Genomic DNA, 20,777 nt, shown 5'->3' with positions numbered 1-20,777 from the left:
TTTGCATTACAGCGTCTGACACAGTTTCAAGGACTTTCCTCAAACCAGCTTGTCCAGCATCTCCTTGGTCACCAGCACAATCCCCTGCTCGGAGCGGTAGAAGCGGCGGCTATCCTCATCGGCATTCTCGCCCACCACCAGCCCATCGGGCAGCACACATCCCTTGTCCACCACCACCCGGCGCAGACGGCAACCGGCGCCGATCTCGACCCCGGGGAAAATAATGGCCTGATCCAGGGTGCAGAAGGAGTGCACCCGCACATTGGTAAAGAGCACAGAGTTGAGCACAAACGACCCGCTGACGATGGTACCGCCCGAGAACATGGAGTTGATGGTCATGCCATGCTGACCATTGCGATCCTGCACAAACTTGGCCGGTGGCGTCAGGGTCTGGCTGGTCCAGATGGGCCAGTTCTGATCGTAGATATCGAGCTCGGGCAGCACGGAGGCGAGATCCATGTTCGCTTCCCAGAAGGAGTCCAGCGTACCTACATCACGCCAGTAGGGCTTTTGCCCCTCACGCGCCCCGACACAGGACATGTTGAAGGGGTGAGCAAATGCCATCCCCTCCTCCACGATGCGGGGGATCACGTCCATCCCGAAGTCGTGTTTGGAGTCCTGATTGTGAATATCCTCCTCCAGCAGTTGGTAGAGGTACTCCGCCTCGAAGATATAGATCCCCATGGAGGCCAGCGAGCGATCTTCGCAACCCGGCATGGCGGGCGGATTGGCCGGTTTTTCGACGAAGGCGCGGATCTTGCGCTGCTCGTCGATATCCATGATCCCGAAGGCCGATGCCTCAGCCCGCGGCACCTCGATACAAGCGACCGTCACCTTGGCACCGAGGCGCACATGGTCGAGCAACATGGCGGCGTAATCCATCTTGTAGATGTGATCCCCCGCCAGCACCACCAGGTATTTGGGGCCGTAGTCACGGATGATATCGACGTTCTGGTAGATGGCATCGGCGGTGCCGCGATACCAGTGCACCTCGTCCACCCGTTGCTGGGCAGGGAGCAGGTCGATGAATTCGTTCATCTGGTAACGCAGGAAGGACCAGCCCGATTGCAGGTGACGCAGCAGGCTGTGAGATTTGTATTGGGTGACTACACCAACGCGGCGGATCCCCGAGTTGATACAGTTGGAGAGCACAAAATCAATGATCCGGAATTTGCCACCGAAATGGACGGCAGGCTTGGCGCGGTTGTCAGTCAACTGCTTCAGGCGACTACCACGTCCACCCGCCAGCACCAGTGCCATACTCTGGTTCAATAATTGTCGTGCTTTGGCACTATTTTCGGGCTCTAACAACATGATTTACCTCTGCCTTGTTTGATCTATTTTCAACTCATCTTCGCCTGTTTCGGCACCTGTGAAAGTGGTTTCACTCACATTTAACCGATCTCAATTGACCCTTTTCACCGAGTTGCGAGGAATAGCATGCTTTGCTCCGCCAGCTTGGTTAAAATTCCCCCACAAAGCAGCCACTTCAAGGATGACAAGATGGTTCACAAGCTCGGACGTACCCTCTTTCTGATCGCCACCATAGTGACCATACCCCTGCTGCTCCTGCAAGCAGTTTGGTTAGCCCTGCAGAGCACACCGCTTACTTTGGCCATTATTCTGGCCACCACACTGCTTGGCATGATCCTGCTGTTGATGCTGGCCATCCGCACCATGGATGGCATGCTCCAGCATCAGGAGCTCACCTGGGTCAAGGCGATCAGGGGGCGGGATCCCTCACAACTCGATGAGCCCGCCTCCCAGGAGGTGCTGCAACAGCTGCTGGAGCAGTTCGAAAGCGCCGAGCAAAGCGCTCATCGCCAGCTGACCGAACTCAGCAACCTGGCCACCACCGACGAGCTGACCCAGCTACTCAACCGCCACGCGTTTCGCCGCGACATGACCGAGTTGCTGCAGCGGGATCAGGACACCCAGACCGCGACCCTGGTGCTGATCCGTGCCACCGAGCTTGGCAAAATCAACGCCCAGCGCGGCTTCCAGTCTGGTGATGCCTACATCAAGGACATGGCGGCCCTTATCAAGCGGGTGGTAAGCCGCTTCCCGGGCAATCAGGTCTACCGCATTTCGGGGGCCGATTTCGCCGTACTGGTGCAACCGGTGGCCAATATTCCTCCCCATCTGCTGGGGCAGGATTTGAAGGTGGCCTTCGATCACTATCAGGATCAGCACGAGCTGGAGAGCACCGGTTACTCGGGGCTGACCAAGCTCAGCAGCGGCCAGAAAATTGAAGCCGTGCTGGCCAGAGCGGATCTGGCGCTGGCTCGCGCCCAGACCGAAACCATCAACGGCTGGGCCATCCAGCAGGATGACAGCGCCTCCGATCTGCAGGGGCAACACCACTGGCGCGATGTGCTGACAGAAGTGCTGGCGCAGGAGCGGCTCAGCTTTACCTACCAGCCGATCCAGCCCCTGCATCGCAGCATGCTGGCCTACAACGAGATCTACACCCGCTTCAGCGGCAATGACGGCACAGCCCTGCCCACCGACACCCTGTTTGCCATGGCCCAGCGGCTCGATATGGTGATGCGGCTGGAGCAGCTGGTCATTACCCACATCATGCGTCAGTACCGGGCCTTTGGTGCCAATCAGAGTCGCTGGGGGATCAACCTCTCCCCCAACCTGCTGCAAAACAGCGCCTTCCTGATCTGGCTTGACCGCCAGCTGCTCAAAGATCCCAATACCAGCGCCAATCTAGTGTTCGAACTGGATGAAGAGCATCTGGAACGCAACCTGACAGGCGCCAAGCGGGTGTTTGAACTGCTGCGTCGCAACGGCAGTCGCTCGGCCATCGCCAATTTCGGCAAGGGGATCGGCTCCTTTACCCTGTTTCGCGAGCTCAAGCCCGACTACATCAAGCTGGACCCTGCCCTGATCACCGGGCTGGAACAGGATCAGACCAACCAGCAGTTCGTGCGGATGATCGTCGATGTATCACATCGGATGGGATGCCAGGTGATTGCAGAGGGGGTGGAACAGCTTGGTCAGAAACAGCTGCTGCAGGGGATGTACGTCGATGGCTTGCAGGGCTATCTGATCGCCCGGCCGCAACCGCTGCGACCGGATATCAGCCAGCTGGGGCTCTTTACTGAGGATGCTTCAGCTTCAACAGGGTCAGAATGATGTCATTGAGCTGGCGATAGCGCTCCAGCTCCTTCTGATCGTAACGGGTCGCCAGTGTAGTGGGGTTGTGGCGGTTTTTGAGGTAACGGTTGATCTGCAACCGGTTGAACCCCGCCACCTGATAGACCTGGCCAAGCAGGGTATTGAGCTCATCGTGCTCCAGACCGGCTCTGGCCAGATAGTCCCCATCGGCGGGACTCTCGGTCTGGTGGCTCCACTTGCCAATGCGGCCGCTCTCTTGCAGGTAACTGAGCCACTGCTCGATATAGAGCGGTTTGCACCCCGCCAACAGATTGAAAAAGCCCACCGCATCGCAACGACAACCGCTCAGGAGCACGACCGCCAGCTGATCGTCATCGCACTGGAAGGTCACAGGTCCGGCTTGCGCCCAATCCAGCGCCTGCACCCGAATGCTGGCCTTCTCACCCGCAGCTCCCGTTACGTCGAATACAAACATGGCGCTCCTCCCTTGGCAAAAGGTTGATGATGGACCATCCCCCTGACAGGTGCAAAGGCAAATCGGCTTTTAACTCATCAATCGGGCCATTCGACCATAAAAAAGACCGGCACCCTCACGGGTGCCGGTCTTTGTCCCGATGCCCTGTGTGTTCAGGCCATCAATGGAGGCGCTTTCAGGCGTCCAGTTCAACCAGTGCCTTGGCCAGCTCGATGGGTTCGAGCTCCTGGCCTTCCAGATCGGCGTTCCAGTTCGGGCCGACCAGCACATCGTCTTCATCCAGATCGTTGATCCAGATATCGAGAAACTCTTCCAGATCGATCACTTCCGGCTCGTAATCGGCCCACTCGTCGACGCAATGTAGACGGGCGTCCTCTTCGGCAGACCAGAGCGGCATCACGTCGGCATCTTCAAATTCGGCGGAGCGGCAGACGACCCAGTCTTCCCCATAGCGCAGACCCCACACCTGACCCGACTCGCGGACTTGTTCGATAAACAGTTGGAAATTGGCGTCAAGGTTGTCGTTAAGCATGCTCATGGGATTCTCTCTTTCTTTCGGGTGCTGCGGCATTGTCGGGCGACAATACGATGGCCAAATGGTGTCGTAAAAGTGACATGGACTCAAGCATATTGGGGTTATTCCGGGAAAAAAGCCGGGATAACCCATATTTGCCTGCAAAAACGCCTCCCGATGGAGGCGTCTTGCAGATTCAGGAGATCAACGCTCCCAGTAAACCTCTTCCAGGCTGTCCTCTTTCTCAGGCAAACCGCGGGAGAGACGGGGGCTGCTCTGGGCCAACACCTCGTAGCTGACGCGGTTGGCGTATTTGCACACCTGGGCCAGTGAGGAGTAGGTCAGGAACTCGGAGATGTGCTTGGCGGAGTTGGGCACATTCATCCGGTGATAGGAGTTGGCCACCATGTCGTGCAGCACGGCGGAAAGGGCGCCATCCCCTGCCCCGTTGGTGTTCTTGATCTTCTCCGGGCCACCCATGTACGGGGAGATGTGGGAGTAGATACGGGCCGGTTTACGGCACTTGGCGCGGGCCATCGGGCGGCTGAACTCATACATGTTGAACTCGGGGATGACGCCCGGCAACAGGGTATGAGTGGTCTCGCGCTTGTAGTCCTCATCGGTGTAGCTCGCCATGTAGAGGCCGATGGGGCCTGCAGTACAGAGCACCATGTCGGCCCAGTCGAGCGCCTTGTCGGCCGCACCGAGCGGATCTGCGATGCCGGTCAGGGCCTCACCTTCGTCTTCGTTCATCGCCAGCACAGTCACGTTTTCGGCAATGAAGTCGCGCCACCACTGGGGGTTTTCGTCGATGACGAAACGGGTGCCCAAGGTCAACACCACGGGAATACCGGCCTCGCGGGCATAACGCACTGCGGTCATGGCCGCCTCTTTCATCGGATCACCATCGTCACCACGCACCAGATAGGCGGTGATCACCAGTGCAGATGCCCCTTTGATCACATCCTCCGGAATGTGCTGCACATCCAGCTGGTTCATCTTGCCGGCGTTGATGCCGAAGCTGCGCTCGCCGCACTCGGTAATGAAGGTGAAGCAACGGCCGATGGGGCCATCCACCGGCTGCAGATAGTCCAGATTGACGCGGGAAGAGGTGTTGCACAGATAACGGTAGGCGTAGCAGCCGATTCGAATATCCTGACTCATCACACCCAGCAGGATGGAGTGGGAATCGGCCAGTACCGAGTAGTTGTGTACCGTATTGCCAATGGTGCCACCGGCAAACTCGCTCACCACCATGTTGTTGGCCTTGAGCTCGTCATAAATCCGTTCGGCCACGTCGTCATTGATAACGACGGAGTGCCCCTTGCTCAGACCATAACGGGTCAGAAAGTCTTCATCCACATGGGCTTCAATATCAACCAGGGTCTGATCAATCCCGACCACGTAGGCTTTGCCCAGCTCGGTTAACAGGGGATTTTGCGGAACCAGGGGATCGCGTCTGTCGACAGGGAAGTAGTGTTTGGACTTGCGCTGACCGGGAAATTTCATGGCAATGTTCTGTGCTCTGGGGGAAAGAGGGGCGGGATTTTAACACAATCCGCCGCCCCGAAAAGTCGCCCTGTTTAAATAATGGAGTCAGTATAGACAAGGCTTGCAAGGAAAAACGTTTGCCTTTTCACCATAAAAAAACCACCCCGTCCGAGGTGGTTCCCTAGCATAAAAAGGCGTCTGTTTTCAGGCGGCCGCCATGCCCTGCAAAAGGGCCAGTACCGAAAAGAGGCCGAGGGCGAGCCAGAACAGCAAGGTACCCAGAAAACGGGGCACATTGGGGGCTTTGGGGATCTGGATGCCGATGGCATGCAGGATGCGGCCGACCAGCAGCATAGCGCCACCGGCATGCAGCCAGAGCGCACCGGCACCGGAGAGCTCGCACAGCGCCATCAGCAGCAGGGTCAGCGGCACATACTCGGCAAAATTGCCGTGGGCCCGGATCGCCGCCAGCAGCTCGGGGGCCTCCCCCTGCCCTATCATCACCCCGAACTGGGCGCGGCGTTTGACCACCCAGAAGGAGAGCCCCAGAAACAGCAGCCCCAGCAGGCCTGCGTATATCAGCGTGATATGTATCATGACTCGACTCCTTGTTTGACTGACTGCCGGTCACTCATGCCAATTCGCGGCAAATGAGCGAGACCATCATCCTGATGTGGGCCTGATCACTGTTGAGGGCCGGAATATATTCAAACCGCTCGCCACCGGCCTCCATGAAGACCTCCCGATTCTGTACCTGAATTTCCTCGAGGGTTTCGAGGCAGTCGGCCGCAAAGGCAGGACAAATTACATCAAGCCGCTTGATGCCCGCTGCAGGCATACCGGCGATGGTCACGTCGGTGTAGGGCTTGAGCCACTCCTCCTTGCCAAAGCGGGACTGGAAGCTTGCCGTCCACTGCCCGGCATCCAGCCCGAGCGCCTCGGCCAGCAGAGTGGCGGTGTGGCGACACTGGTGACCATAGGGGTCCCCTTCGTTCTCGTAGCGCTCGGGAATACCGTGGAACGACATCAGCAGGTGATCACCCTGACCGTGCAGCTCCCAGTGACGGCGCACGCTCATGGCCAGCGCCTGAATGTATTCGGGGTGGGCGTGATAATCACGAATGAGCCGTACCACCGGCAGATTGCGCTCTTTCTTCATTGCCTTGCTCCAGGCATCGAAGACCGAGGCGGTGGTACTGACCGAATATTGCGGATAGAGCGGCAACAGGATCACCCGGTTGACCCCTTTGGCCTTGAGCGCCTGCCAGCCATCATTCACTGACGGGGAACCATAGGTCATCGCCAGCTCTACCGGCACCTCAACCCCCTCCCGCTTGAGCTCCTGCTCCAGTGCGGCGCGCTGCTGCTTGCTTATCACCATCAGCGGCGAGCCCTGCTCGGTCCACACCTGCTGATAGAGCTTGGCCACTTTGGGCGAGCGCGTCGGTAAGATGATGAAGTGGAGCAGCGGGCACCAGAGGTAGCGGGGCAGGTCAACCACACGGGGATCGTGCAGGAACTGGCTGAGGAACGCTTTGACGGCAGCGGTGGTCGGTGCGGCTGGGGTACCCAGATTGACCAGCAATATTCCGGTTTTCGTGGTCACGTTGGCTTCCTGTCTATCTGTCATTATGCAAAAAGGGCCCGACAGGGCCCTTCTCTATTTATCTGATGGCACGGGAAACAGTGCCGGCAGCAAAGATCAGCCCAGAATGGTGGCAAGCTGCTTGCTGACCAGATCAACCGGCTGGGTGCCGTCGATCTTGACGTAACGGGTGTGGCCCGCTTCCGCCTCTTTGCCGTAGAAACCGATCAGCGGCGCGGTCTGCTGATGATATACATCCAGACGCTTGCGTACTGTGGTCTCTTCGTCGTCGGCGCGGACCACCAGATCTTCACCGGTCACGTCATCCTTGCCTTCCACTTTCGGCGGGTTGAACACCACGTGGTAGGTACGGCCGGAGCCGGAGTGAACGCGACGGCCGCTCATGCGCTTGACGATCTCTTCGTCCGGCACATCGAACTCCAGCACGAAATCAACCACGACACCGGCGTCCTTCATGGCTTGCGCCTGGGGAATGGTGCGCGGGAAACCGTCCAACAGGAAGCCTTTGGCGCAGTCCGGCTGAGCGATGCGCTCTTTGACCAGACCGATGATGATGTCGTCAGAGACCAGCTGACCTGCGTCCATCACAGCTTTGGCTTTCAGACCGAGCTCGGTGCCCGCTTTGATCGCCGCACGCAGCATGTCGCCGGTGGAGATCTGGGGAATACCGTGTTTTTCCATGATGAACTGAGCCTGGGTACCTTTGCCGGCGCCCGGAGCCCCCAACAGAACAATGCGCATACACGCTCCTATTGATTGGTTATTCAAATCTTGCGAAGGCAAAAAAGTACACGGTTTCGCCCGTTTCTACAAGGGTGAGCCACCTGAATGAGCACTTTATCACCACAATAACCGGCTGTTCGAACAGGATTTCATCGCAAGGGGAAGACGCAAAAATAGCCAGGGATTCAGCATAGAGCGCCAAAAGCAGGAAGGAGGTACGACAGAAAAAAAGATCCCGGCTCAGGGCCGGGAATTGCGCTCAAAAGTAACTACTTGTCGCTCGTAGTAGGAACAGGGCAATAGTAGTTTGCCCCCTGTGCGTCAACAACTGTCAGATGTGACAGGCAGGCCGCTATGAAACCGGAACTGGGGATCCGGCGAGCAGATTAGCTCGGCTTCCAGCTTGCCAAAGAAGGCCACCCGCTCGCTGATATCCTCCCCTGCGTACTGTTCGGCCAGGCTCAGGTAATCCTGATAGTGACGCGCTTCGGAGCGCAGCAAAGAGACATAGAAGCGGCTCAGCTCTTCGTCCAGATGGGGCGCCAGCTTGGCAAACCGCTCGCAGGAGCGGGCCTCGATATAGGCACCGATGATCATCTTATCGACGATGGTGGCCGGTTCATGGGTGCGCACATGCTGCATCAACTGACGGGCATAGCGGGAGGCCGTCACCGGCCCGTATTCGATGCCGCGGGCCTGCATGATCTCCAGCACCTGCTCGAAGTGGTGCAGCTCCTCCTGAATGAGTCGCACCATGGGAAACAGCAGTGGATTGCGCTCCAGCTCGGCAAAGACGGTGCGATCAGACTCCCCCATGCTGCGTTTGCCCAGGATCTCGGCCTTCTCCGGAATGGCATCCAGCTCGCGATAGAACTCCAGCTTGGGCAGCAGATGGCGCTTGCCCTTGGGCAGGCAGTAGCGGCGCACCAGACTGTGGGCAGTGAGTGCGGCCTTGGTCTCGCAGTTGGCGTGATCGATGAGCAGGGTCGGCAAACGGGCCGGATCTCGCGCCATCTCCACCCACTCATCCGGGGTCTCGCACTGCAAAAACTGGCGCACTGGGGCTAGCAGATCATCCATCTGAACTCTCGTCTCTTAAAAGCGTATCGGTCATATATGTTGCCGCCTATGCTAGCGGATCCTGCTGGCCATGCCCATATCTGGCAAGATAAGCGGATGTTTTTCAAACAGATATCTCCTCCCCCTTCTGCCTGTGTGAGGCAAAAACGACAATGGGGGCAACAGGCCCCCATCTCGCTATCCCATCCGGCAAAACCGCAAACGTTTAACTTCCTTCGTTAAAAATTTCCAGATTGCTGGTGCCTTCCTGCCACTCACGCACCGCTTTGGTGTCATCGTTGCGCAGGGCATTGAGGTGATCCAGATAGGACTGGTCCACGTCGGAGGTGACGTAGTGGCCATTGAACACCGAGGTCTCGAAGTGACGCAGATCCGGGTTGATCTCCCGCACGGCGGCTTCCAGATCTTCCAGATCCTGGAAAATCAGACCGTCAGCGCCAATCAGCTTGCACACCTCTTCCACTTCACGGCCGTGGGCGATCAGCTCGTTGGCGGTGGGCATATCGATGCCATAGACGTTGGGGAAGCGAATTTCCGGCGCCGCCGAGGCGAAGTAGACCTTGGCTGCCCCCGCTTCACGGGCCATCTGGATGATCTGCTCGGACGTGGTACCACGCACGATGGAATCGTCCACCAGCAACACCTTCTTGCCCTTGAATTCGGAGCTAATGGCGTTGAGTTTGCGGCGCACCGACTTCTTGCGCTGGGTCTGGCCCGGCATGATGAAGGTACGGCCGATATAGCGGTTCTTCACGAAGCCCTGACGGTATGGCAGGTCGAGGGTATGAGCGATCTCCAGCGCCACGTCACAGGAGGTCTCGGGGATGGGGATAACCACATCGACATCGAGATCTTCCCACTCGCGGGCAATCTTCTGACCCAGCTTGCGACCCATGTTGAGGCGGGCGGCGTAGACCGAGACCTTGTCGATGCACGAATCGGGACGAGCGAAGTAGACATATTCGAAGATGCAGGAGCTCATCTGCGGGTTTTCCGCACACTGCTCGGAGAAGAGTTGACCCTGCTCGGTGATGTAGATGGCTTCACCCGGCGCAATATCCCGCACCGTCTCGAAACCGATGGCGTCGAGTGCCACGCTCTCGGAGGCGAGCATGTACTCCACCTGGCCCTGCTCGTCCTGACGACGACCGAGGATCAGTGGGCGAATGCCGTTGGGATCGCGAAAACCGATGAGACCATGGCCAATCACCAGCGAGACCACCGCATAAGCACCGCGGATCTGCTGATGGGTTCTGCGCACCGCGGCGAAGATATCTTCGGGGCGCAGGGCCATCTTGTCACAGCGATCCAGTTCGTGGGCCAGCACGTTCAGCAACACTTCCGAATCGGAGGTGGTGTTGATGTGACGACGGGCGACCTTGAACTGCTGCTCCTTGAGCTCCTTGGCGTTGGTGAGGTTGCCGTTATGGGCCAGCACCATGCCGTAGGGAGAGTTCACATAAAAAGGTTGGGCTTCTGCGGCACTTGAGCTGCCTGCGGTGGGATATCTGACATGACCTATGCCGATGTTCCCTTGCAAACGCTGCATGTGGCGCACTTCAAACACGTCCTTCACCAGGCCATTGGCCTTGCGTTGCCGGAAGTTTCCACTATCAATGGTCACGATCCCGGCGGCATCCTGTCCCCTGTGCTGCAACACCGTCAAGGCGTCGTAGAGGGCCTGATTGACGGGGGTGGTGCCAACTATACCGACAATACCACACATGTCTTTGCTACCTCGAAGTCACTATACCTGTTTAAGAAAACTGGATGAGTTCAACATGAACCCGAAAAACCACTGGATCACCGGCTTGAACTCCGGCACCAGCTTGGACGCCACCCACCAGTCGCTCTGGGAGAGGCTGGTGAAGGTATCCATGAAAAAAAGCAGGGCACTGACGATCAGCACCCCGCGAATTGCACCGAAGCAGACCCCCAGCACCCGATCGGTACCGGAGAGACCCGTCTTGTCCACCAGCAGGCCCACCACATAGTTGACCACGCTGCCGAGGATCAGAGTCGCCACAAACAGCGCCGCGATGGCCAGACCGTTGCGAACCAGCGCGTCGGAGAAGGAGGTAAAATAGACGGCGAGATCAGGATAGAAATGGCTGGCAATAAAGAAGGCGACGAACCAGGTGACAAGAGACATGGCCTCCTTGACGAAGCCGCGCACCAGGCTGATGAGAGCAGAAAAACCGACGATGCCGATGATGGCGTAATCAATCCAGACCATAGAAAAAGATGTCCTGCGAAATTGCGGCGCAGTCTAACAAAAACGATTGCGCATTGCTTGATAAAAATGTGTTAACTGTTCAAAGCGACGCCGAAAAGCCGCATTTTTTCAGTACTAAAACGGTTGATCGGCGCCAGAATGCACAACGCCATGGCAATGCCATGGCGTTGTGGTCAGCGGCTTGAGCTTACCCGATGTGGGTCAGGCCACCCATGTAGGATTGCAGCGCAGCGGGGATGGCGATGCGACCATCTTCCTGCTGGTAGTTCTCCATCACGGCAACCAGGGTACGACCCACTGCCAGACCGGAGCCGTTCAGGGTGTGCAGCAGCTGCGGCTTGCCGTCGATGCGCACGCGAGCTTGCATGCGGCGCGCCTGGAAGTCGGTGCAGTTGGAGACAGAGGAGATCTCGCGGTAAGTGTTCTGGGCCGGCAGCCACACTTCCAGATCGTAGGTCTTGGAAGCGCAGAAGCCCATGTCACCGGTAGAAAGCGCCATCACGCGATACGGCAGCTCCAGCAGTTGCAGCACCTTCTCGGCGTGACCCACCATCTCTTCCAGTGCATCCCAGGATTTCTCCGGGTGAACCAGCTGAACCATTTCAACCTTGTCGAACTGGTGCATACGGATGAGGCCACGGGTATCACGACCGTAGGAACCGGCTTCAGAGCGGAAGCAGGGGCTGTGGGCGGTCATCTTGATCGGCAGTTCTTGCGCGTCAAAGATCTCGTCACGGGCCATGTTGGTGAGCGGCACTTCGGAGGTCGGGATCAGGGAGAACTTGCGCAGCTTGCCCTCTTCTTCCCCTTCACCTTCGATACCGGTATTGAACAGGTCCTGAGCAAATTTCGGCAACTGACCGGTGCCATAGAGGCTGTCCGGGTTCACCAGATAGGGCACGTAGCACTCGGTGTAACCGTGCTGCTGGGTGTGCAGATCCAGCATGAACTGAGCCAGGGTACGGTGCAGACGGGCAATCTGACCCTTCATCACTACAAAACGGGTACCGGAGAGTTTGACGCCGTTCTTGAAGTCAACGCCCTTGGCCGCTTCGCCCAGATCGATGTGATCGCGTACCGGGAAGCTGAACTCGCGCGGGGTACCCCAGCGGCGCACTTCCACGTTGTCGTTCTCGTCACGGCCCACCGGAGTGGTCTCGCTCGGCAGGTTGGGGATGGCGTCGGCAATGGCTTTCAGCTGGGCCAGCAGGGCATCCAGCTCGACCTTGCTGGTTTCCAGCTCGTCGTTGATCTTGGTCACTTCGGCCTTGAGCGGGGCAACATCTTCACCACGACGGGCAGCTTCACCGATGGATTTGGAGCGGGCGTTGCGCTCGGCCTGCAGCTCCTGGGTACGGGACTGCAGATCCTTGCGTTTCTCTTCCAGAGCGTTGACAGCTGCTACGTCCAGAACGTAGCCACGTGTCGCCAGACGAGCGGCAGCCTCTTCGATATCGCTGCGCAGATATTTGGGATCCAGCATGGTTTACCTACTTTTTTAAAATGGGATCTGGGCCTGAGTCGTCATGACGGGCTGGGAAACAGATCCGGAAGTTAACATCGGTTGGCGCACCCCAATCGTCTTCAGAATCGGGCCTCAACAATCAGGCCTTCGAGATCAAGAAGATGGCGCAAGGCCAAGACAAGCGGGGTCAGACGGGCAGTGTAGCAGACCGCCCCCCCGCCCGAACAGGGACTATTTGTGTCGTTTTTACCGACTTTGGCACGCAAACCGTCCTGCATATTCAAACGCCTGACCAATTTTCAGCCACGCGGGGTAACAAAGGGGCTATTTGCCCCGTTGCTGCGGACTTTGCCTGTCCAGTTCATGGAGGTAATCGAGCTTCTGGCCAATCTGCTTTTCAAGGCCGCGATCGGTGGGCTGGTAGTACTGTTTGCCCGCCAGCTCGGGCGGGAAATACTGCTCGCCCGCAGCATAGGCGCCCGGCTCGTCATGGGCATAACGGTACTCGGCGCCATAGCCCAGATCGCTCATCAGTTTGGTCGGCGCATTGCGCAGGTGTACCGGCACCTCGAAGTCAGGGAGGTTTTTGGCATCATGAAGCGCCGCCTTCCAGGCGGTATAGACCGCATTGCTTTTCGGGGCGCAGGCGAGATAGACGATCGCCTGGGCGATAGCCCGCTCCCCTTCCGCCGGCCCGATCCGATGGAAACAATCCCAGGCCGACAGGGCGACCTGCATGGCACGGGGATCGGCATTGCCCACATCTTCCGAGGCAATCGCCAGCAAGCGGCGGGCTATATAGAGGGGATCGCAACCGGCGCTCACCATGCGGGCATACCAGTAGAGCGCCGCATCCGGCGCCGAGCCGCGAATGGATTTGTGCACCGCCGAGATGAGGTCGTAGAAGTGATCGCCCCCCTTGTCGAAGCGGGCCACGTGCTCCCCCACCACGGCGGCGAGCAGGGCACTGTCGATCACCCGCGCCCCTGCACTGTCGGTTTCGGCCATGTCGGCCAACAGTTCCAGATAGTTGAGGGATTTTCGTCCGTCCCCATCCACCGCCTTGGCCAGCGCCTCTTTGACGCCAGGGGCGAAGGTGAGTGCCGGATCATTGAGACCACGAGGATCGATCATCGCCTGATCGATCATGGCGAGGATGTCGCTCTCCTCCAGTCGCTTGAGCAGATAGACCCGTGCCCTAGAGAGCAGTGCGTTGTTGAGTTCGAACGAGGGGTTTTCAGTGGTGGCACCGATAAAAGTGATGGTGCCATCTTCGATGTGAGGCAGGAACACATCCTGCTGACTCTTGTTGAAGCGGTGCACCTCATCCACGAACAGGATGGTACGCACCCCGCGCCAGCTGTTCTCCTTCGCCTTGTCGATAGCGGCGCGGATCTCCTTGATGCCGGAGGTGACCGCAGAGAGCCGCTCCACTTCAGCCTGACAGTAATGCGCCATCAGCTCTGCCAGCGTAGTTTTGCCGGTACCGGGCGGCCCCCACAGGATCATTGAGTGGCAGTGACCCGCCAGAATGGCTTTGCGCAGGGGCTTGTCAGCCCCCAGGATATGTTGCTGACCGATATACTGGCCGAGGTTTTGCGGCCGCATCCGGGCCGCCAGCGGACGAAAGTCCGATGAAAAATCCAGCGACAAGTTACTCATCTGTATTGACCACCCAGCGTCACGCCACCCGCCTTTGACTGGCGCAGTGGCGAGCAATCAAACGACCGCTTGCTCATTAGCGCTGGTCGTCCAGCTCGACCCCCTTCGGGATCTTGAAAACAAATTCGTTGCCCTTGAGCACCGGCTTGCGGTTGAAGCTGCTCAGGGTGAATTCACTCCACTGCCCTTGCGCCTCTTTCACATCGAAACGACTGATGTTGTCTTGTCTGTCAAAGGTGACACGGAAGGAGGCGATCAGCTCATCCTTGTTGCGGCTGGTGACGGTATAGACATCTCCCTGCTGGGTCACGTCATAGTTCTTCCAGAACTTGTCGTCATTGCCAGCGATCAGAATAAAGGGAGTGTTGAGCACCGCATCTTTCAGCTTGAGGGCGGTGACCTGCTCGACGAAGGGATCATAGACCCAGACATCCTGACCATCGGCCACGATCAGGCTCTCGTCCGGCGAGGTGGTGTGCCAGTTGAAGCGGTTTGGCCGCTGCACCAGCAGATCGCCGCTGGCCTTTTGCAGCTCTTTGCCCTTGCTGTCATAGACGGTCTGGGCAAATTTGGCGGAGAAGAGGCTGACACCCGCCAGCTTCTGTTTGAGATCGCTGGCCGCATCGGCCCACACCTGACTGCTGGCCATCAGCAGCACGGTACCCATCAACAGTTGTTTTTTCATCACGCTCTTCATAAAGACGCTCTCGATAAAAGGCCACGCCCGCGGAGGGCATGGCCAGGGATAGAATGAAACGGTGAGGCTTAGTCCCGCACCGGCGGCGGTGCCAGCACGTCGCGCTGACCATTGCCACCCGGTGAGCTGACGATGCCCTGATTCTCCATCTGCTCGATGAGACGGGCTGCCCGGTTGTACCCAATCTTGAACTTGCGCTGGACGCTGGAGGTCGAGCCACGGCGGGACTCCACCACAAAGGCGACCGCTTCGTCGAACAGGGGGTCGAGCTCTTCATCGCCACCGCCGCCATATTCGCCGCTGCCACCTTCGCCACCCGACTCACCGGAGAGGATCTCCTCGATGTAGTTCGGCTCGCCGCGCAGTTTCCAGTCCGCCACCACCTTGTGCACTTCGTGGTCATCGACGAACGCACCGTGTACCCGGGTCGGGTTGGAGGTGCCAGCCGGCATGTAGAGCATGTCGCCCATACCGAGCAGGGATTCGGCGCCGCCCTGATCGATAATGGTACGGGAGTCGATCTTGCTCGATACCTGGAACGAAATACGGGTCGGGATGTTGGCCTTGATAAGACCGGTAATCACATCCACTGACGGACGCTGGGTCGCCAGAATAAGGTGAATACCGGCAGCCCGCGCCTTCTGGGCGATACGGGCGATCAGCTCTTCCACCTTCTTGCCGACGATCATCATCATGTCGGCAAATTCGTCCACCACCACCACGATGTGAGGCAGTTTCTCCAACTCTGGCGGCATCTGATCCATGGAGTCACCCGGGCGCCACAACGGATCCAGCAGAGGTTCCCCCTCCTCGATGGCAGCCAGCACCTTGTCGTTGTAGCCCTTGAGGTTGCGCACCCCGACTGCCGACATCAGCTTGTAACGGCGTTCCATCTCGCCCACACACCAGCGCAGGGCGTTGGCGGCGTCCTTCATGTCGGTCACCACCTCGGTCAGCAGATGCGGGATCCCTTCGTAGACCGAGAGTTCCAGCATCTTGGGGTCGATCATGATGAAGCGCAGATCATCGGGGGATGACTTGTAGAGCATCGAGATGATCATGGTGTTGACCCCCACCGACTTACCTGAACCTGTGGTACCGGCCACCAGCAGGTGCGGCATCTTGGCCAGGTTCACCACCACCGGCTCCCCTGCGATGTCCTGACCCAGGCCCATGGTGAGCGGGTTGCGGCTATCGCGGAAGGCATCGCAGTCGAGGGTTTCGCGCAGGTAAACGGTCTGACGCACCCGGTTGGGCAGCTCGATACCAACATAGGTTTTACCCGGGATCACTTCCACCACCCGCACGCTGCTGGCAGAGAGGGATCGGGCCAGATCGCGCGAGAGGTTGGTGATCTTGCTCGCCTTCATGCCCGGCGCCAGATCCAGCTCGAAACGGGTAATGACCGGGCCCGGATAGACACCGACCACCTTGGCCTGCACGTTGTAGTCGGCAAGCTTGGCCTCCACCAGACGGCCCATGCGATCCAGCTCATCCTTGCTCATCATCTGGGTCTTGGCGGGTGGACGGTCGAGCAGTTCGATACTCGGCAACGGCGGCATTGTTGACTGCGGACGACGCTTGGGCTTGGTTGGTGCGACGGCTACCGGCGCGGCAACCTCGTCGTCCCCTTCGGCCCAGGGCAGATCCAGATCGTCCTCATCATCGTCATCGGCCACAGCCAGTACCGGCTGACGGCGACCATTGGCGGCCGCCACCGCACGTTTCGGCTTGGCAGCCTGAGCTGGCTCGTCATCCTCATCATCAAACTGGGGATCGAACTCGAAGGTATCGTCGTCGAGTTCTGGCAGCCACTCTTCGGCGGCAGCCTTCTGATTTTTGGCCTTGGGCTTGCGCGTCCAGCTGGTGTGTGGCTCATCTTCCTCATCATCAAACGCTATGGCCCCTACCCCGCCTTCCAGCAAGGGATCCGGCCCCTCGTTGCGGGGTTGACGCCAGCCACCGGTCAGCCAGCGGCCGAGGGTGGTCGGGAAGTGGTAAACAGCGCTGACCGAACCGGTACAGGCCGCACCGATCTGCTCGACGATGGTGAGCCAGGACCAGCCGGTAAACAGGGTGATGCCGGTTGCCACGAAGCAGAGCAGCATCAGGTTGGCACCGACGCCGCCAAACAGCGGCACCACCGCGGAGGCGATCACATCCCCCACCAGACCACCGGCGGAGAAGTTTTGCATATCGTTGAAGTTCATGCTGGCAATGGCCGACATGCCGAGTACGGTCAGGATAAAGCCGATGATCCGCACCCCCAGGGTGAGGTAATCCACATCGAGCAGACGGCTCGGGCGCCAGAACAGACTCCAGCCCAGCAGTACCACCAGCGGCGGCACCAGATAGGAGAAAGCACCAAAGGTAAACATGGTGATATCGGCGAGCCAAGCACCGGCACTACCGGCGAGGTTCTTCACCTCCCCTTGCCAGGAGGTCTGGGACCAGCCGGGATCAGCGGGATGATAGGACAACAGGGCAAGCAGAAGATAAGCAGCCATCAGAGTGATGGCGATCAAGACGGCTTCGAAGATCCGTTGTGTACCTGATAAAGGAGTAAACAGCTTTTTATCGGCCAAACTCCGGCTCCTTTCTGAAAACATGTAATGCAGGAAATAAGGGGGCCTAGTATCCCCGAAAAGCCCATCGATTGTCAGCCAGAGCCTGATGGGACGGGGCCATATTTGCAATTATCTTTACAAGAAGAAACGAGCGGACCGGCCGCTCGTTTCTGACTGTCATGGTGTCTCATATGGAAAATACACCACGGCATAACCTGCTTTATCGGGTGCTGATCACCAGACGACTGCTCTGCTTGACCTCTTCCATCACCACGTAGGTGCGGGTGTCATTGACACCGGGCAGACGCAGCAGGGTTTCCCCCAACAGACGGCGGTAAGCCGACATGTCGCTGACTCGGGTCTTGAGCAGATAGTCGAAGTCACCGGAAACCAGATGACACTCCTGGATCTCTTCGAGTACCTGAACAGCCTTGTTGAACTGTTCAAACACATCAGGCGCCCCGCGATTGAGGGTTATCTCTACGAACACCAGCAGAGATGCGTCCAGATAATGAGGGTTCAGAATAGCGGCATATCCTTCGATATAACCTTGTCGCTCGAGGCGACGAACCCGTTCCAGACACGGTGTAGGACTCAGGCCAACTCGCTTGGACAACTCAACATTCGAAATCCTGCCATCCTTTTGCAGTTCATTAAGAATGTTGCGGTCAATCCTGTCCAAATCCTTTAGCCGACTCTTAGCTTCCATCATTTTATTCCATCCTTTGGCTATTTTTTGGTAAGAATCACCAGTCATTTTATAATTATGGTCACAAATCCTGTCAATACCTGAATATACTAGGCGCAAATGTTGGTTAACATTTTGGCAACATGAAACACCAATCTATAGACGAGGGATAGCATGATTATCGGTGTACCTAAAGAGATAAAAAACCATGAATACCGCGTAGGCATGGTTCCGGCCAGTGTACGTGAACTGACAGCACGAAACCATACTGTTTTCGTCCAAAGCGGTGCCGGAAACGGCATTGGCTTCAGCGATGCAGATTATATCGCTGTTGGAGCCGAAATTTTGGCCTCTGCTGCAGAGGTTTTCGCCAAAGCCGAGATGATCGTCAAGGTCAAGGAACCTCAGCCTGTCGAATGTGCCATGCTGCGTCCGGGTCAAACCCTGTTCACCTATCTGCATCTGGCGCCAGACTTGCCCCAGACCGAAGCCCTGCTGAAAAGCGGCGCCATCTGTATCGCCTATGAAACCGTCACCGACGGCCGTGGCGGCCTGCCCCTGCTGGCCCCCATGTCAGAAGTTGCCGGACGCATGTCTATTCAGGCGGGTGCCCAAGCGCTGGAAAAATCGCGCGGTGGTAGCGGTGTGCTGCTCGGCGGCGTACCCGGTGTCGAACCGGCCAAGGTGGTGATCATCGGTGGCGGCGTGGTCGGCTCCAATGCGGCCCGCATGGCCATTGGCCTGCGCGCGGATGTCACCATCCTCGATAACAACGTCGATACCCTGCGCCGTCTCGATAACGAGTTCCAGGGAGCGGCCAAGGTGGTCTACTCCAACAGCGAGACGCTGGAGCGCCATCTGCTGGCGGCCGATCTGGTCATCGGCGGCGTGCTGGTGCCGGGTGCCACTGCGCCAAAACTTGTCAGCCGTGACCACATTGCGCGCATGAAGCCGGGTTCTGCCATCGTCGATGTGGCCATCGATCAGGGCGGCTGTGTGGAAACCTCCCACGCCACCACCCACCAGGATCCGACCTATATCGTCGATGAGGTGGTGCACTACTGTGTCGCCAACATGCCAGGGGCGGTGGCCCGCACCTCGACCGTGGCGCTCAACAATGCCACCCTCCCCTTTATCATCAAGCTGGCACAGCAAGGGTATCGTCAGGCACTGCTGAACGATCCCAACCTGCTGCACGGGCTCAACGTGATGGAGGGCAAGCTCACCTGCAAGGAAGTGGCCGTGGCACATGGCCTTGCCTACACGGATCCCCTAACCCTGCTGAACTGATCTGCGCTGGCCTGCGCCAGTTGGAGATGAGTGAAAATCCGCCCGCGATGGGCGGTTTTTTTATTCCTTTATTTTGCATGTCACCCCTTGTGAACACGATTAGTGCAATCGACTCACCAGCCTTTGACCCCGGATCACGAATTACCTACAATCGCGCAAACTCATCACATCCCGGAAATGACATCATGAGCCAAGTCACTCACAGCAAATTGCTGATCTTAGGGTCAGGCCCGGCCGGTTACACCGCGGCCGTCTATGCCGCCCGCGCCAACCTCAATCCCCTGCTCATCACCGGCATGCAGCAAGGGGGTCAGCTGACCACCACCACCGAAGTGGAAAACTGGCCAGGTGATCCGGAAGGCCTGACCGGCCCGGCCCTGATGGAGCGCATGAAAGAGCATGCTGAGAAGTTCGATACCCGCATCCTGTTTGATCACATCAACAGTGTCGAACTGACTCAGCGCCCGTTCCGCCTCAAGGGCGACAACGGCGAATACACCTGCGATGCCCTGATCATCGCGACCGGCGCCTCCGCCAAGTATCTGGGTCTGCCCTCCGAAGAGGCCTTCAAGGGGCGCGGCGTCTCTGCCTGTGCCACCTGTGACGGTTTCTTCTACCGCAATCAGGAAGTGGCGGTGATCGGCGGCGGCAACACCGCTGTGGAAGAGGCCTTGTATCTGGCCAACATCGCCAAAAAGGTGCACCTGATCCACCGCCGCGACGAATTCCGTGCCGAGAAGATCCTGATCAAGCGTCTGCACGACAAGGTTGCGAGCGGCAACATCGTGCTGCACACCCACCAGACCCTGGACGAAGTGCTGGGTGATCAGATGGGGGTCACCGGTGTGCGCCTGCGCAACACTCAGGACAACAGCACCAGCGAGCTGCCGCTGATGGGCGTCTTCATCGCCATCGGCCACCAGCCCAATACCCAGATCTTCGATGGCCAGCTGGAGATGCAAAACGGCTATCTGAAGGTACGCGGCGGCCTCGACGGTTTTGCCACCCAGACCAGCATTGAAGGTGTCTTCGCTGCCGGCGATGTGGCCGACCACAACTACCGTCAGGCGATCACCTCTGCCGGTACCGGCTGCATGGCAGCCCTCGATGCCGAACGCTACCTTGACGCGCAATAAATAAGCGCAGTTGTGATATAA

At 58.3% G+C, this 20,777-nt stretch carries 19 protein-coding genes; 4 read left to right on the top strand and 15 right to left on the bottom strand.

The window, feature by feature from the left end; translation table 11 throughout:
• Positions 1–39 precede the first annotated feature (39 nt).
• Positions 40–1,314: a glucose-1-phosphate adenylyltransferase gene (gene glgC, locus AB5Y97_RS14460; RefSeq protein WP_005337070.1), complete on the bottom strand. Its 1,275-nt coding sequence runs from the start codon at positions 1,312–1,314 to the stop codon at positions 40–42.
• A gap of 189 nt (positions 1,315–1,503) precedes the next feature.
• On the opposite strand from glgC, the gene AB5Y97_RS14455 reads away from it, so the two are divergent.
• Entirely contained in the window at positions 1,504–3,144 is a 1,641-nt protein-coding gene (locus AB5Y97_RS14455) for an EAL domain-containing protein (RefSeq protein ID WP_042055710.1), read from the top strand.
• Here the strand turns inward: AB5Y97_RS14455 and AB5Y97_RS14450 are convergent.
• The 9 genes from AB5Y97_RS14450 to AB5Y97_RS14410 form a co-directional block, all read right to left on the bottom strand.
• A complete protein-coding gene (locus AB5Y97_RS14450) occupies positions 3,107–3,601 on the bottom strand; it encodes a hypothetical protein (protein WP_042055706.1) in 495 nt (164 codons plus the stop codon). The genes AB5Y97_RS14455 and AB5Y97_RS14450 overlap by 38 nt on opposite strands.
• A gap of 175 nt (positions 3,602–3,776) precedes the next feature.
• Complete coding sequence (locus AB5Y97_RS14445) at positions 3,777–4,139, bottom strand: DUF2750 domain-containing protein (protein WP_005337077.1); 363 nt, start codon at positions 4,137–4,139, stop codon at positions 3,777–3,779.
• A 180-nt stretch (positions 4,140–4,319) separates the two neighbouring features.
• Positions 4,320–5,624 (bottom strand): inosine/guanosine kinase, encoded by a 1,305-nt coding sequence (locus AB5Y97_RS14440; protein ID WP_005337079.1) that lies wholly within the window; start codon positions 5,622–5,624, stop codon positions 4,320–4,322.
• A gap of 186 nt (positions 5,625–5,810) precedes the next feature.
• Positions 5,811–6,203: an MAPEG family protein gene (locus AB5Y97_RS14435; protein ID WP_139463897.1), complete on the bottom strand. Its 393-nt coding sequence runs from the start codon at positions 6,201–6,203 to the stop codon at positions 5,811–5,813.
• Between the two features lie 34 nt (positions 6,204–6,237).
• Positions 6,238–7,212, bottom strand: coding sequence for a ferrochelatase (gene hemH, locus AB5Y97_RS14430; protein WP_245130591.1), 975 nt, complete (start codon positions 7,210–7,212; stop codon positions 6,238–6,240).
• A 96-nt stretch (positions 7,213–7,308) separates the two neighbouring features.
• Entirely contained in the window at positions 7,309–7,953 is a 645-nt protein-coding gene (adk, locus tag AB5Y97_RS14425) for an adenylate kinase (RefSeq protein ID WP_245130593.1), read from the bottom strand.
• Between the two features lie 303 nt (positions 7,954–8,256).
• Positions 8,257–9,015, bottom strand: coding sequence for a tRNA-(ms[2]io[6]A)-hydroxylase (gene miaE / locus AB5Y97_RS14420; protein ID WP_005346385.1), 759 nt, complete (start codon positions 9,013–9,015; stop codon positions 8,257–8,259).
• A 205-nt stretch (positions 9,016–9,220) separates the two neighbouring features.
• Positions 9,221–10,741 (bottom strand): amidophosphoribosyltransferase, encoded by a 1,521-nt coding sequence (purF, locus tag AB5Y97_RS14415; protein WP_005351229.1) that lies wholly within the window; start codon positions 10,739–10,741, stop codon positions 9,221–9,223.
• A 21-nt stretch (positions 10,742–10,762) separates the two neighbouring features.
• Positions 10,763–11,251, bottom strand: coding sequence for a CvpA family protein (locus AB5Y97_RS14410; RefSeq protein WP_005337086.1), 489 nt, complete (start codon positions 11,249–11,251; stop codon positions 10,763–10,765).
• Positions 11,252–11,259: 8 nt separating this feature from the next.
• Here AB5Y97_RS14410 and AB5Y97_RS14405 point away from each other — a divergent pair, with 8 nt between their 5' ends.
• Entirely contained in the window at positions 11,260–11,436 is a 177-nt protein-coding gene (locus AB5Y97_RS14405; protein WP_155395816.1) for a hypothetical protein, read from the top strand.
• 2 nt (positions 11,437–11,438) lie between these two features.
• Here AB5Y97_RS14405 and serS read toward each other — a convergent pair whose 3' ends face one another.
• The 5 genes from serS to lrp form a co-directional block, all read right to left on the bottom strand.
• Positions 11,439–12,734, bottom strand: coding sequence for a serine--tRNA ligase (gene serS / locus AB5Y97_RS14400; protein ID WP_368158245.1), 1,296 nt, complete (start codon positions 12,732–12,734; stop codon positions 11,439–11,441).
• A 306-nt stretch (positions 12,735–13,040) separates the two neighbouring features.
• Entirely contained in the window at positions 13,041–14,378 is a 1,338-nt protein-coding gene (locus tag AB5Y97_RS14395; protein ID WP_201946925.1) for a replication-associated recombination protein A, read from the bottom strand.
• A gap of 76 nt (positions 14,379–14,454) precedes the next feature.
• Positions 14,455–15,063 carry an outer membrane lipoprotein chaperone LolA gene (lolA, locus tag AB5Y97_RS14390; protein ID WP_041202312.1) on the bottom strand — a complete coding sequence of 203 codons (609 nt, stop codon included), beginning with the start codon at positions 15,061–15,063 and terminating at the stop codon, positions 14,455–14,457.
• 80 nt (positions 15,064–15,143) lie between these two features.
• Positions 15,144–17,660: a DNA translocase FtsK 4TM domain-containing protein gene (locus tag AB5Y97_RS14385; protein ID WP_368158243.1), complete on the bottom strand. Its 2,517-nt coding sequence runs from the start codon at positions 17,658–17,660 to the stop codon at positions 15,144–15,146.
• A gap of 202 nt (positions 17,661–17,862) precedes the next feature.
• Positions 17,863–18,354 carry a leucine-responsive transcriptional regulator Lrp gene (lrp, locus tag AB5Y97_RS14380; RefSeq protein ID WP_005300047.1) on the bottom strand — a complete coding sequence of 164 codons (492 nt, stop codon included), beginning with the start codon at positions 18,352–18,354 and terminating at the stop codon, positions 17,863–17,865.
• A 150-nt stretch (positions 18,355–18,504) separates the two neighbouring features.
• Between lrp and ald the strand changes: the two genes are divergently transcribed.
• Together ald and trxB are read left to right on the top strand one after the other, a co-directional pair.
• On the top strand, positions 18,505–19,620 hold the full coding sequence (ald, locus tag AB5Y97_RS14375; RefSeq protein WP_047438314.1) for an alanine dehydrogenase: 1,116 nt from the start codon (positions 18,505–18,507) through the stop codon (positions 19,618–19,620).
• Positions 19,621–19,805: 185 nt separating this feature from the next.
• A complete protein-coding gene (gene trxB / locus AB5Y97_RS14370; RefSeq protein WP_019445530.1) occupies positions 19,806–20,756 on the top strand; it encodes a thioredoxin-disulfide reductase in 951 nt (316 codons plus the stop codon).
• Positions 20,757–20,777: the final 21 nt, after the last annotated feature.

The sequence above is a fragment of the Aeromonas sp. R10-2 genome, assembly GCF_040908445.1.
GTDB lineage: Bacteria > Pseudomonadota > Gammaproteobacteria > Enterobacterales > Aeromonadaceae > Aeromonas > Aeromonas veronii.
The sequence above is the reverse complement of the archived record's forward strand: the minus strand, read 5'-3'. Positions and strand labels throughout refer to the sequence as shown.

Coding starts and splice junctions, on each gene's coding strand:
- glgC (WP_005337070.1), bottom strand. CDS start 1,314: ATGTTGTTAGAGCCCGAAAATAGTGCCAAAGCACGACAATTATTGAAC.
- AB5Y97_RS14455 (WP_042055710.1), top strand. CDS start 1,504: ATGGTTCACAAGCTCGGACGTACCCTCTTTCTGATCGCCACCATAGTG.
- AB5Y97_RS14450 (WP_042055706.1), bottom strand. CDS start 3,601: ATGTTTGTATTCGACGTAACGGGAGCTGCGGGTGAGAAGGCCAGCATT.
- AB5Y97_RS14445 (WP_005337077.1), bottom strand. CDS start 4,139: ATGAGCATGCTTAACGACAACCTTGACGCCAATTTCCAACTGTTTATC.
- AB5Y97_RS14440 (WP_005337079.1), bottom strand. CDS start 5,624: ATGAAATTTCCCGGTCAGCGCAAGTCCAAACACTACTTCCCTGTCGAC.
- AB5Y97_RS14435 (WP_139463897.1), bottom strand. CDS start 6,203: ATGATACATATCACGCTGATATACGCAGGCCTGCTGGGGCTGCTGTTT.
- adk (WP_245130593.1), bottom strand. CDS start 7,953: ATGCGCATTGTTCTGTTGGGGGCTCCGGGCGCCGGCAAAGGTACCCAG.
- miaE (WP_005346385.1), bottom strand. CDS start 9,015: ATGGATGATCTGCTAGCCCCAGTGCGCCAGTTTTTGCAGTGCGAGACC.
- purF (WP_005351229.1), bottom strand. CDS start 10,741: ATGTGTGGTATTGTCGGTATAGTTGGCACCACCCCCGTCAATCAGGCC.
- AB5Y97_RS14410 (WP_005337086.1), bottom strand. CDS start 11,251: ATGGTCTGGATTGATTACGCCATCATCGGCATCGTCGGTTTTTCTGCT.
- AB5Y97_RS14405 (WP_155395816.1), top strand. CDS start 11,260: ATGTCCTGCGAAATTGCGGCGCAGTCTAACAAAAACGATTGCGCATTG.
- serS (WP_368158245.1), bottom strand. CDS start 12,734: ATGCTGGATCCCAAATATCTGCGCAGCGATATCGAAGAGGCTGCCGCT.
- AB5Y97_RS14395 (WP_201946925.1), bottom strand. CDS start 14,378: ATGAGTAACTTGTCGCTGGATTTTTCATCGGACTTTCGTCCGCTGGCG.
- lolA (WP_041202312.1), bottom strand. CDS start 15,063: ATGAAAAAACAACTGTTGATGGGTACCGTGCTGCTGATGGCCAGCAGT.
- lrp (WP_005300047.1), bottom strand. CDS start 18,354: ATGATGGAAGCTAAGAGTCGGCTAAAGGATTTGGACAGGATTGACCGC.
- ald (WP_047438314.1), top strand. CDS start 18,505: ATGATTATCGGTGTACCTAAAGAGATAAAAAACCATGAATACCGCGTA.
- trxB (WP_019445530.1), top strand. CDS start 19,806: ATGAGCCAAGTCACTCACAGCAAATTGCTGATCTTAGGGTCAGGCCCG.